Origin of the sequence: Sporosarcina koreensis (assembly GCF_001531445.1) — a bacterium.
Taxonomy (GTDB): domain Bacteria; phylum Bacillota; class Bacilli; order Bacillales_A; family Planococcaceae; genus Sporosarcina; species Sporosarcina koreensis_C.
On the sequence record NZ_LQYA01000251.1, the window covers coordinates 93,241 to 105,443 of the forward strand.

The 12,203-nt window shown below is 48.2% G+C and carries 15 protein-coding genes; 3 read left to right on the forward strand and 12 right to left on the reverse strand.

Annotated elements, in window-relative coordinates:
• Nucleotides 1-12: 12 nt before the first annotated feature.
• The 9 genes from AWV70_RS21440 to terL all read right to left on the reverse strand — a co-directional run bounded on the left by AWV70_RS21440 (nucleotide 13) and on the right by terL (nucleotide 8,236).
• On the reverse strand, nucleotides 13-330 hold the full coding sequence (locus AWV70_RS21440) for a hypothetical protein (protein ID WP_060210506.1): 318 nt from the start codon (nucleotides 328-330) through the stop codon (nucleotides 13-15).
• Nucleotides 331-702, reverse strand: coding sequence for a hypothetical protein (locus tag AWV70_RS21445; protein ID WP_060210507.1), 372 nt, complete (start codon nucleotides 700-702; stop codon nucleotides 331-333).
• 17 nt (nucleotides 703-719) lie between these two features.
• Nucleotides 720-953 (reverse strand): hypothetical protein, encoded by a 234-nt coding sequence (locus tag AWV70_RS21450; RefSeq protein ID WP_060210508.1) that lies wholly within the window; start codon nucleotides 951-953, stop codon nucleotides 720-722.
• A gap of 69 nt (nucleotides 954-1,022) precedes the next feature.
• A complete protein-coding gene (locus AWV70_RS21455) occupies nucleotides 1,023-2,108 on the reverse strand; it encodes an SU10 major capsid protein (RefSeq protein WP_060210509.1) in 1,086 nt (361 codons plus the stop codon).
• Between the two features lie 51 nt (nucleotides 2,109-2,159).
• Nucleotides 2,160-2,855, reverse strand: coding sequence for a hypothetical protein (locus AWV70_RS21460; protein WP_060210510.1), 696 nt, complete (start codon nucleotides 2,853-2,855; stop codon nucleotides 2,160-2,162).
• Between the two features lie 104 nt (nucleotides 2,856-2,959).
• Nucleotides 2,960-3,832, reverse strand: a complete 873-nt coding sequence (locus tag AWV70_RS21465) for a phage minor capsid protein (protein WP_060210511.1) — start codon at nucleotides 3,830-3,832, stop codon at nucleotides 2,960-2,962.
• Nucleotides 3,822-5,369, reverse strand: coding sequence for a phage portal protein (locus AWV70_RS21470; protein ID WP_060210512.1), 1,548 nt, complete (start codon nucleotides 5,367-5,369; stop codon nucleotides 3,822-3,824). Before AWV70_RS21470 ends, AWV70_RS21465 begins: the two co-directional genes overlap by 11 nt.
• 34 nt (nucleotides 5,370-5,403) lie before the next feature.
• On the reverse strand, nucleotides 5,404-6,342 hold the full coding sequence (locus tag AWV70_RS21475) for a DUF559 domain-containing protein (protein WP_060210513.1): 939 nt from the start codon (nucleotides 6,340-6,342) through the stop codon (nucleotides 5,404-5,406).
• Between the two features lie 118 nt (nucleotides 6,343-6,460).
• Complete coding sequence (gene terL, locus AWV70_RS21480) at nucleotides 6,461-8,236, reverse strand: phage terminase large subunit (RefSeq protein WP_235588804.1); 1,776 nt, start codon at nucleotides 8,234-8,236, stop codon at nucleotides 6,461-6,463.
• A gap of 225 nt (nucleotides 8,237-8,461) precedes the next feature.
• Here terL and AWV70_RS21485 point away from each other — a divergent pair, with 225 nt between their 5' ends.
• Nucleotides 8,462-8,998, forward strand: a complete 537-nt coding sequence (locus AWV70_RS21485) for a site-specific integrase (protein WP_060210514.1) — start codon at nucleotides 8,462-8,464, stop codon at nucleotides 8,996-8,998.
• A gap of 656 nt (nucleotides 8,999-9,654) precedes the next feature.
• Here the strand turns inward: AWV70_RS21485 and AWV70_RS21490 are convergent.
• From AWV70_RS21490 to AWV70_RS21500, 3 genes are all read right to left on the reverse strand, one after another.
• Complete coding sequence (locus AWV70_RS21490) at nucleotides 9,655-10,035, reverse strand: phBC6A51 family helix-turn-helix protein (RefSeq protein WP_060210515.1); 381 nt, start codon at nucleotides 10,033-10,035, stop codon at nucleotides 9,655-9,657.
• A gap of 294 nt (nucleotides 10,036-10,329) precedes the next feature.
• A complete protein-coding gene (locus AWV70_RS21495; RefSeq protein ID WP_060210516.1) occupies nucleotides 10,330-10,731 on the reverse strand; it encodes a helix-turn-helix domain-containing protein in 402 nt (133 codons plus the stop codon).
• Nucleotides 10,732-11,140: 409 nt separating this feature from the next.
• Complete coding sequence (locus AWV70_RS21500; RefSeq protein WP_060210517.1) at nucleotides 11,141-11,527, reverse strand: hypothetical protein; 387 nt, start codon at nucleotides 11,525-11,527, stop codon at nucleotides 11,141-11,143.
• A 214-nt stretch (nucleotides 11,528-11,741) separates the two neighbouring features.
• Here AWV70_RS21500 and AWV70_RS21505 point away from each other — a divergent pair, with 214 nt between their 5' ends.
• Nucleotides 11,742-11,924, forward strand: a complete 183-nt coding sequence (locus AWV70_RS21505) for a type II toxin-antitoxin system HicA family toxin (RefSeq protein ID WP_060210518.1) — start codon at nucleotides 11,742-11,744, stop codon at nucleotides 11,922-11,924.
• Nucleotides 11,925-11,951: 27 nt separating this feature from the next.
• Nucleotides 11,952-12,203: type II toxin-antitoxin system HicB family antitoxin (locus tag AWV70_RS25010; RefSeq protein ID WP_235588805.1), on the forward strand; the 252-nt coding region annotated here is incomplete at its 3' end.

The following is a 12,203-nucleotide window of genomic DNA, read 5'->3' on the forward strand; positions in this document are numbered from 1 at the left end:
AAAATTCGAGCGTCATAAATACACCACCGTCAGCGTAGGTTTTCCGTTGAGCATACGGATTGGCTCGATTTTTACAGGGCGTCGTTTGACCGTCACGCCTATTTCGTTTGTATATTCGATTTCGTCGTCATATCGAACATCCGGTAATTTATCGAACATAATCTGTACTCCGCTCACGACTTCCGCGCCTTGCGGATTCTTTACGACTTCTGTACGCTCGTCTGCGCGACCTTTGTACGCAATCGGAGGTAGCTTCGTAGTTTCGCCCCATTCGTTCTTGGTCGCCGGCCTATGGACGAGGACGCGTTGCTTTAAAGGTACGATAGCCAATTAAAGCACCGTCCATTTCACTTGCCGACCGCTAGGCGCGCCGATCATATCCGCTACTTCCGGAGGAATGAGCGCGTCAATATCCTTCTTCGCCCAATCCTTGAATGTGAACGAAATACCGCGCACACTAAACGACGCGATTCCTTGTTGCTGTAGCTTATTCGTATCGTTAAACGCCGCAGCTAACACCGGCGCGAAAAGGTAGACGGCTTCATTCGGTATGTTGTATCCGCTGTATTTTCGCTGTAGTGTTCGGTGCGCGACGTTTAGGATTGCTGTCTTGCGTTCGTCTTCTGCGTCGATATAATCCTCGTTATCGAGCGAGTTAAGCCTTATATATTCGGTTGCTTCCGTTAAGTCCCACGTAGTCACTGCGCTCCACCTCCGCTTTACTTTTTAGCGGACGCCTTCGCTTTCGTGGGCTTCGTTGGTGCCTCCGCTTTAGACTCCGCCTTCGGTGCCGGTTCCTTCGCTGGCTCGTCGATGCGAACAACGTCGTGCATAGCGTCGAGTACGGCGATGGCCGGCTTGTCTTCCGTTACAAAAACGCCGTTAGCGAATTGCTTGCGCTCGCCTTCGACGTAAAATGCTAGTTGTTTATATTGCGATATATACTTCGCCAAGTTTACGACCTCCAATCGTAAGACGAGGCGCCGGATAGCGCCTGTCCTTCGTTACTATTGCGTCGGAAATTACGCCAAGTTTTTAGCGCGCGCGTGTGCTTTCTCTTGGTGCAATTCGAACGTGTATTCCCCTACGATGCTTCCAGTAATATAGTCGCCTTTCTTACCGAGGTATTCGTGTGAGAATTGACGCGTTTGCAATGGTCGAATATCGACGCGGTTAAAGTCGACTAGGAATAACTCATCGCCACCAACGTTGTTGTTTAGAACGATTTCGAACTCGCCGAAGTCGGTAACGTAGAAGTCAACGACTTGTCCGCGAGTATTTTCCGCGCGAGTAAGTCTGATAGACCCTTGGTCCACTTTAGAAAGTGCGCGTTTTTGTTTAGCGCCTACAACGATCTTGTAGTTCCCACCTGTCGCAAAGCCGCCAGCTTCGTAAACAGTTTGTGCCATGTCATTGATTACGGCATCGATATCTTTACCCGCGCCGTCAGTAACGTTAGTTTTAATAAAGTTACGTAGACCGCCCATTTGACGTACAAGGCCATCCGGAGACTCATATTTAACTCCGTTGATTACCGCTTTTTCAAGTTGAAGCGCTAATTCTAGTTGTTTCTTTTGCTTCTCGTACTCGTAAAGGTCGTCGATGTTATATTGCGATGTAGCCGCCGCAGTACCGGAAATGCTGATAGACTCGTCGAAAATTTGCGTGAAGTTAGTGTGTCGGGTACGAGCCTTAAAGCGAGCTTTACGAGCGTCTGCGCCTTCTACTCCTTCAACGAATTGGAACTCAACTTTAGCGCCGGAAGCTACTGCGCCTGCCGTAGTGCCGGCGTATCCACGTGATACAGTCAAGTCGTTGCCGTCCACTGCAGTTACTAGCATCAATTCTTCGCCAACTTTGATTACGTGTTTAGGTTCGAAAATAGAACCGTCTGCAACCGCTAATGTCGTAGCCGCTGCGTCTGCTGCGCCTGTTGCCGTAGTTTCATCTGCATACATTTCGTCCTCAAACCAAGTATGCTCGACTTGCGTTACCGCGTCGGAAAATCCTTTCGCGCTGATAAATGGTGTTTGGTGCGGGTTAAGCAATAGTAGCTCGTCTGTTACGTCTTCTTTTTTACCGATGATTTGATTTTGGATAATAGTCATTAATAATTCCTCCGTTATAAGTTAGTTTTATTTGCGTTTAAAAGCCGCCGCTTATAGTCCTAACTCGCGCTTCAACTTTGCGTACGCAGCGCGATCCTTTGGTAAACCGCTTTTCTGCGCCTTAATACGCGCTTCTTCGAGTAGTTGGTCGTTTGTCTTTTCGACCGGCTCGTCGCCTCCAAGCGTACCGCCTCCGATAATCTTCGGCTTTTTCGGTTCACTAACGACTAGAAACGGATTATCCGTAATGAGCGCATTAATTACGCTGTCAATTCCGTCGAGATCGCCGTCGTCGTTAAATTTCAAGGCGCTTAAATCAGATAACTTAACGGCTGCGTCCGTATACTTAATTCCTGCTTCCGATGCCTTGCGTACAAATGCCGCTTGGATGCGTTCTTTCTCGGCTTGTTCCTGCATGGACGTCAGTTGCGCCGCGAGTTCTTCCTTCGCCTTTTGCTCCGCCGCTAGGTCTGCCTGTAGACGTTCCGCTTCCGATAACTTCTCGCGCTCAATGCGGGCTTTCTCTTCCTCGAACGCTTCGGCTTTCGCCTTCAAGTCGTCGTAATCTGCGAACTTGGCGCGTTCCCTCGCGAGTCGCTTTTCGATAATTTCGTTTAGCTCCGCTTGTGAAATCGCCTTTTGCGGTTCAACTGGATCAGGCGTAGAGTCTGCCGGGTCTACGGGCGCCGGGCCGTTATCCGCAAAGAATTGTAAATCGAGCGCTAATAATTCGTTAAGTTTCGTCATGTTAAGTCCTCCACCGTTTTATGGCCGTCGCCTTTTTAGCCGTTTAGTTTTTGGCGACTTAACGTTCGGTCGCATAATAAAAACGCATATCCGAAAGGATTGCGTTAGATACCGTTTAATTCTCTTATGTCCGCAGGTAAACGATCCGGCCTGCGTACCGGTGTTATTACGTGCTTGCAATTCGGATGAAAAATCTCATTGCGCGGTAACTCGTCGAATATCGGATAATTGCCGGGCGCATCATAAGTGAACGCTACAACCTTACCTTCCCACTTACTACACGCATCCGTTGCGCCATGTCTGCTGATAACGCCGTACTGCGTACCCTGCGCAATAGCTTCGTTACGAGTTGCTTCTTTATGCGCTTCGAGCATTTTTGTACGAGCAAGCATCTCAGTATAAGTTTTTAATTTCCACTTGCGGCCAGCGCTGTCCACGATTGCGGAATCCGCCGCGCTCCCTAACTTTTCCCGCAATTGCCGCGTCATTGCTCGCTGTAAAGATTGCGTACCGTTGATGCCTTGCGCTGTCTTTTCGCGCAACACGACCGCCGCTACCTGCCGCACTGTCGCGCGTGTCCGCCGGTCTACGTTTTGCGTCACTGCGAGTAAATCCGCTTGGGTGTCCGCTATAATCGCTTCAACTAGCGGCTTGTTGATCGAGTTAAATGTCGCAATCTTGCGCGCTTCTTCGAGCGTCGGAGCGAGGTGTAATGCGTACAAGGTTGCCGCAATGCCTTCGGTCGCCGACTTCGTGATTGCCGCGCTCGCCCATGCGTTTCCATACTTATTCAAATCACGCAAGATAGCGCGTATATTATGCTCAACTGCGACTATCTGTGCGCGCTCGAAATCCGTAAGGAATAACGTATTAAGCTCGGCTTGTATAGCCTTTAACGATTTTTCATATTCACGCACAAGACGCTTAACGTCGTAATCATAAATCGGCCGCGAAACCTCACGGAAATTACTCGCCATCGTCCGTTACCGCCGTTTCAGTGTTAAATATCGACGCATCTACGAAGCTATTGACGCGCCCGTCATCCTCGCCAATGCGTCCGATAATCTTCGTCGCTTCCTCGTCGTCGAAGCCGTCTAAACGCTTCACCGCCGAATGCACGTCTAGCGTCGGCTTACCGCCTGTCCGCAGGCTTGCGATTTCCGCTTCTTCCCTCGCGTCGCGCGGAATTGGCGAGTTCCATACGATCTTCGGATACTGTGGTTCGTACCATTCGAAACCGTCTACTTCTTCATTCGCGTAAATTTCGAGGCATTGAACAGCATATAGAACGTCTTTGAAAGCCTTCTCGACGTAAATTTTAATACGGTTTACTTTTGACAGTATCGGTAGTAAGCGCATCTGAATCGCGCGCCCATCGCTATGTGACGTACCTGTCCCGCCTTTGTCCTGCGTGATTGTCGTACCGAATAACCACTGGGGTGTTTCCGTCATCTGAAAGACGATTGACAGTAAGTAGTCGAGTTGTTTAAACGCGCCTTCTAACTGTGAGTTCCACGTCAAATAACCCGGAGGTGTCTTATCATCCGGATTCATCGGAATGTAAATACCCCCGCCGAGTTTCTGCGCGCCGCCTTCGTCCGTAATGTCAGGCCCGTACATATGCGGATCACTATGCTTCCATAGGATGTAGTCGATTTGAACAAGACGGTCGTTAATCGCGCGCAAAACGGTTTCTATCTTTTCGATATTGCCGACACCCTGCCAGCCGGAATCCTTTGCTTTGTATGGAATATGCTTAACGAGGATTTCCGCAACGCCTGTATATACCGCATCTTCTTCGCGCCCCGTCGTTACTTGTCCGTCAACAATGTACATCGGCAAATTAACGCCGTCGTCCGTTGCTACGCCGTTTTCTCGCAGCTTGTACTTCTCGTAAATGATCCATCCCGGTAAATGTCGCTCAACGTTCAAGCACGGAATAACCTCGTCGCCTACTGCCGTATATTCAACCGCCGCGATATTTACTGCCTTGAATTTCTTCCGACTACCTTTCGCGAGTTCCGGAAATACTAACTGCGCAGGTACTGCTTCGATAACTGGCTCGGGTTTCATTAGTCCTCCCGGTACTTCGAGGCCGAGCGCTCGTATTTCGCTTGAGTCGTCGCGATTATCGTAGGACGTCCTTAACCAAGCGTCGCCGCGAATGCCTGCGCCGATAATCGATTCATAAATTAGGGCATTCGTATCATTCTCGCGGACAATACGATTTAGCGCCTTCTGTTCCGGCGACTCATCGTCGTATTTTGATTCAATCGTAATACCTTCCCCTACGAGTAGGTCCGCGGGCTTCGTAGTTAGTACGTCGATCAGATTAACCGCAATATATAGCTGGTCCAATTGTTTTACGTGTGGCGTACCTTGCATGAGCGCCGTCGCTCGGTCGTAAATACCTTTGACATCCCCGTCGTATATTCGCTCCATACGCGCATATTTTAATAGTCGAGGAATGTCGCGTTGTGGTGGGAATTGTTCTCCTGTTTTTAGAAATGCCAATTATACCGTCCTCCTTTCTTGCGTTAGAATTGCGTTATGATGCCACTACTTCTAGTAATGCGATTGTCGTCCTTATTTCTCGTAGAACGCCCTCAATATTTCCGTTTATGTCGCGTTCCCAAAACGCTAGAAAGGTATGTCCGCACTTTGTTAAATACGCCTCTTTACCTTTATCGCGTCTAATGCTTCGGCGTTGCATCGCGTTAGGTTCAGGATAGGAGTCAGGGTGAGCGTGCCAGTAATCACCTTGCGCCTCGATTACGATGTCATATTTCGGTAAATAGAAATCTACACACCAGTAATACATCTTTTTCTGCGCTTCAAACTCGATTCCTGCGTCTGTTAGCATTTCGCGAATCTTGCGCTCTATGCTAGTTTCCCTGCCGTCTTGATCTGCAACGACTTGCGCGCCATGTTCACGCATGAAGAGTTTTGCTTCGGGCGTCTTACGCCATTCCCCGCAAGCTGCTTGTAATTCGTCTATAAAGTCTGTATGTTCGGCGCGGTATTTTGCCGCACACCCTCGCCCACAAAACCGGTTAATTCCGTCCATAATATATCGGCAATGCTTAACTTCTATATCTTCGCCACAGTTCGCACACGTCGTTTCTACTTTCGGCCCCTCGTTAGCGCGTTTGCCGCTTGTCTTCGTACATTTCAATTTATCGAGTCCGTGACGCTTCACCCACCGTGCTACGGTAGTTTTACCAACTCCGTTTTCCTGCACTATCATTTCATAGCTTTTATTTAACGTGATATATTCGTGGTAGAGCCATTCTCGGTCTTGTAATATTTTAGCTTTCGCCATATTCTCCTTGGTTTTCGTGTTTCCGGGTCTTACAATTCCGTATTTGTCCGCAAAATATTTGATAGTCCCTACGGAAACGCCGAACTTTTCTCCTATCTGCCCTTGCGTCATGCCTTCTCCTTCTATTTTAGACCGCAGCCATGCCTCGTCTTGATACTTCTGCATCTCGCCACTCTCCAAATGACTTATTTCCGGCATTAGAAAAAGGCGAAAGCGCACCGGAGAGTACGCTTATCGAATCGGCTCATGACTTCCGATTCTATTCGCCTTTGTTTCGTCTTATTTACGCCCATGAAGGTTTCTGCCGTATAGGTCGCTTCGCTTGCGCTGATACCCTTATTGAGATTTCCATTGCGTCAGGAAGGTCGTCGTGACCGCCCTGACCGTACCGTTCCAACTGTTCAATTAACAATAAGTGCCGATCATGGAATTGTATTTTCCCGCTTTCGACGTCGGGCAACATCGCCTCTATACGTATCTCTTTGCGCGACCTTTGGTAAATCTTCTTAACGCGCGCTCTGCCGGGGAATCCTCGGTTGTCAAGTTCTTCTCGCAATTTGTCCGCGAACCATTCTTGCGCCATCTGCGATTCAACGCCGATAACGTCCGGCTCGAATTGTATAACCTTCTCCACAGCCAGTTCGAGAAATTTGTCCGGATGAACTCGCTCGCCCCACGCATCAATTACGTAAACAACTCCAGTCTGCTTATGCTTTGCGACAGTAATAACTGCGGAATAATCGCCTTTTTGCTTACCCATACCGAAATCCAGTCCCATAGAAATTGTGTACTCACTGTGCGGGAACTTCCGCAAAGCATCCACTTTACTCCAATAGGCAAAGTTCGCGGGGTTGAATATCATGGATTCTTCGTCAATAGGGTTATTCATGTATTCAGTATTGAATGCCTTTGAGCCGTTATCCCACTTCCACGCCATTAGCTTCCATACCGATTGGAATTCCGGCCATAAAACTTCCGCGCCTTTGTTCATATCCTCGAAATGAGCCTCGTAGAATTTCTTGGCGTTCTCTAATCTGTCTTTGTTTTCGTGTTCCTGGTATAACTTACGACATTGCTCCCATAAATCCATACGGTCGGGGTACTTTATAATCGCACGGTATACCTTCGTCTTAAAGTCAGAACGACGATAAAGTATGTTCATCAAAAGACTGGAAAAATGCACGGTAGTTCCAAGATAAAGAATCGCTGTCTTCTCCCCTTTTGGATCACCGAGGGGAATTACTACAGACTCGAACCAAGCCTTTAGCTTTTGCCGTTGTTCCTCCGTTGCCGCGTTTGTTTTCGCGTCCTCCAAGTCGTCACATATAATTAAATCCGGGCGTGTACCGTTCCAATTTCGTCCACGTAGCGCTTGCCCCGTCGAGGCTGCTTCGACTTTCGTTAGTTGTCGTTTAGAATCACCACGCTTTTCCCATGTAACAAACTCGGCGGAGTTATCCCGCACATTCTCTTGCTGACGTTCGGAGAGTAGTGCGCCGAAGTCCGCCCGCAATTTCTCATTATGTTTTAATTGCATCGCAATCCATTCGAGGTTAGGTCCGGACACTGACGGCGTTTCCGAGATGATAATTACGTACTTACGCAAACGGTATACTATTTGATGTACCGGAAAGTTCTTACTTAGATATGTCGATTTAGAGTGCGATCTAGGACTAGCGAGGGCAATCTTCGCATTCTTATTAACCGCAGATACGTCGTTCATAATGTCCGTGATTTCTACGTGAAAATCGGCAGATTCCGATTTATCCGTAATGTCAAATCCGTCCCAATTGCCGGCGTTGCTCGGATTGCGTGCCTCACCGAAATATTCGATAGCAAATTCGAGCGTGTCCGTTTCGCATCGGTGGATGCGTTCCAACCGTTCAAGTTCCGTTTGCACTCCGTCCCACTCGACCACTTCTTCGTCGGGGACGTATTCACCCGCGTTCAATCGCGCAATCACGTCATCCGAAAAAGCACGCAAGGAGGCGATGATGTCACCGCGTTCTTTACGTGCTACCCAACGGCCTCCGCCGCTATTATTCTTTATCCACGCCAATGTATCGCCTCCTTTGCGTGTGTCGCACGTCTTAAATCGCGATTAAAGGTGCCTGTGAGCGTTTCTAGCCGTTTGCCTAGCGTTTATACTCCTGTGATGTTAGGACGCTTAAAACGCCGTGTGTAACGCGGTAGAATCGTTATGTGTACGTTATAATTGCGCTTGACTTACGTTTATATTGCGTATATACTGAATGTAACATAACGAGAAAGGGCGTAATTACTTATGAACGAAGTACAGCCGCTTAAATCCCGTAAAGATATCGAACGTATGAAATCCGCGCTACATGGGCGCGACCTACTGCTATTTATCGTCGGCATAAATTCGTCACTGCGTATTAGCGATATTCTTCCGCTGAAAGTTCGTGACTTCGACGGGGATCATATCGCAGTTACCGAGAAGAAAACCGGCAAGCGCAAGATCGTCCGCATTAATAACGCCGTAAAGGACGCTATTGCTACGCTAGTTCCCGCTGATGCCCAACCGGAAGACTACTTATTTCCTTCGCGAAAAGGCGATGCGCCGATCAGCCGCGTTCAGGCATGGCGTATCCTCAACGATGCTGCCGACCGTGCCGGAATTGACATCGCGTTTGGGACACATACACTCCGTAAGAGCTTCGCCTACCATGCATATAACAACGGCACTGACATCGCGCTATTAATGCGCGTACTTAACCATTCAAGCCAGCGCGAGACATTGCGTTATATCGGCATCGAGCAAGAAACGATAGACGACGTTTACATTGCGGCTAATCTATAACGCACTCGCACGATCAGGCTCCGTCTTATTGACGGGGCTTTTTGCGTTGTGGTAGCGTATGGTATTGCGATAGTCAAAGTGAAATTTCGATATGGCGTATATTTTGCGACCCGAAACGAAAATTTGATACGCCGATTTACGTGTAGCCAGTTTTGCGGTATTCGACACCCCCGCTTGGGGATTGTTTAACTTTCTGAATATTCACGTCCTGACACACAATTACGTTAATTATCGTAATTAAAGTTAAATTACGTTTATTCAAAGTTTATGCATAACGAACGTAACATAATCACGTACTGTTACATTCGAATAGCGTACAAACGCCGTCATATCAACGTTTCAACACTCACGCAGCAATGATCGCTTATACACCGTTTATACATACGCACACAAACCGCATACCTACGCCATTTACCGTTTTATGGCAACGATTATTTCCCGACGCTAACCTGCCGTATATGCATCCCGTATACATGGCGCAATACTCCGAATAGTGCCCGTTGTATACACTTTACGTACAATTACGCAACTTCCCCAAAGTGTTCGCCCGGCCCGCGCGTCAGAGGCGTTTATCCGGAGATTCGGCGCAACACACCGATATTCACCGAACGGCATTCGCTACATATAACGGAGTTCCTTCTTATATAATGCGCCCATTATTCGCCCGTTTCGGTATCCTTGCCTGACATACGCGCTCTAATTGCGTCTACATCTACACTGCCAGTCGTCCTTGCTTCGACTTCATGGCGTTCAGTAAGTAGGCCGTGCGCTTGTAGGAATGTGCGGAAAATAGCCGCGTTCTTATCGAGAATAATTCCGTCGATAGCTGCGTCAAATACTTCCGGCATACGATCTTGCGTCTTCTGTATAATGCGTCGGTTGAGCGCGTTATTAAAGTCGTCCTTCCTGCGCCAGTTAAGCAATGTATCGACGTGTACTCCGACTTCCTCCGCAACTTGTTCGTACGTTAATCCTCCGCGTTTAGGCACGGATAAGTATTCGATTGCTGCGTATTGCTTATCGGTTAATTTCGCCATTTACGTTTCACCTCCGTTTATGTAATCGTTATATGTGCGCTATATGTCCGCGGCTTGCGCGTTAAAAGCCCACTACAGTTTTTGTAGCAGGCTGTATCTCTTTGTTATTCTTTTAAGTTCTTTGGCGCAATCAGTTATATAGTAGATAGACTGCGTAAGCGAATTTATTCGCGCACGCTATGTTGTAAATCTTTATACGTAAGTATTAGTAAGTAAGTATATATACACTACAGTTATTGTAGTAGCCCGCTACAGTTTCTGTAGTAGGTCGCTACAATTATTGTAGTAGGCTCGTCATTTCGTACGCAATTCCCCGCTAAATCTCCGCTCGAACTCCGCTTCATTCTCGATTGGCTTGAGGAACGTATAGTAGTTATTCGTCCATCCGCTCGCATTGCGGTGTTCATGCCGCTCGATCAATCCGAGGTATTCCAGCGCATCTAGCGACTTGCTTATCGTAGAATCCGACGCTATGCCCGTTTCGCGCCGTATCACGCTATACGAAGGCCATGCGTAGCCAAACGCGCCATTATATCGCTGTAGCAAATACCGATACATGCGCTCGGCGTTCGCATTGAAGCGCGGATGCCTTACGTAGAACTGGCATACTGCCGTCGGTATTGCGGTAAAGCCCAACGTAGTTTCAAACGGCAATACTTCCGTCTTCTTGCGTGACTCTTCGGCTTCGTTATACATAACTAATTCCCCCGTTCACTAATTTGTAATTCCGTTAACTAAGGCGCGTATCCGGCTGTAGTCGCCCTTCTGCGCGCGCCTGCGCCTTCCTAGCGTCGTATTCGTCGAGTAGTGTGCGCAAGCCATCCGTACGGTCAAAGACCCACATACGGTTGCCTGTGCGGTCGTGTAGCGTTGTGTATACGTAACGCAGTCCGTTCGCCTTTAGGAAGTGCATTAGCGTCGTTGAGTAGCAGTAGAAACGATCATTCACGTAAATCCCTCCGTTTAATTAAAGTAAGTCAATCCGCGTCCCTAAACGCCTTTTGCGCCGCTTTATTTAGGTACACGATGCCTTTGCGGTGAATCCCGTAAGGCTCGCGTTTAAATAACAGCTTGAAACGAATCCATGCGATTACTATGCGCTCTTTCAATCTACGTTCACCAAGATGCGCGCAGGACCGTCGGTGAGTTCTTTCGTAGATACAACGCTCAAATCCATGTAGCCTTCGACCAAGTAGTCGTTATGCACAATCGCCTGATCACCGGAAACCGACACAATTAATTCGCGAGTATCTGCCTTCAATACGTTGATTACGTTACCTTGCGCCTCAACCTCACGCAATGCCTGCGCAGCCTTCCGCGCCTCGCGTTGGACCGCTTTCAGCCCCGTTAGTGCCTCCGACACGTCTACGTCAATCTTTACGGTAAGTGCATCGGCTTTTCGCTTTTCCGCACGCTCTACCGCTCTAAGTGCCGTGTTTCCTCCGCTGATAACTACTTCGCGCGACTGCTGTTGCGTAGCTTTGTCCGCCATGTAAATCCGCTCCATTTCGATGTATTGTCGATTACCGTCCGCCGACGTAACGCAACAAGGGCGACAGGAATTGAACCTACTCGGTACATGCGCCCTTAAATATAAAAAGACGCCCAATTTGTGAGCGCCCTAATAAGTATTTGAAAGAATGTAAGATTTATAGTTGCACGTGTTGTGAATACGTGTTATAATAAATATAGAAAGGAGGAAGGGAATGAGTTCAAGAGAAATCCTAAAGATGCTCAAAAAAGATGGATGGTACATAGACGACACAACCGGAAGTCACCACCAGTTGAAACATCCCTCGAAACCCGGTAAAGTTACGGTACCGCATCCAAGAAAAGACTTAGCAATCGGTACAGTCAATTCAATACTTAAGCAGGCGGGACTTAAATAGTCCCCTCTGCGAAAGGAGTTCATATACATGTTAAAAGATCGTTATATCTACCCTGCGCTGTTCACGTACGCAGACGACGGCATTTCCGTCGAATTCCCCGACCTGCCGGGCTGTTTGACTTGCGCTGACACGGACGCCGAGGCAATCGCAATGGCAAAAGACGCGCTCATGTTGCGTCTATACAGCGACGAGTCAGACGGTAGCGTAATTCCGGAGCCGTCGAAAGTAGTTGCTATTCCGCACGGCGATAATCAGGCAGTCGTATTAATCGACGTTTGG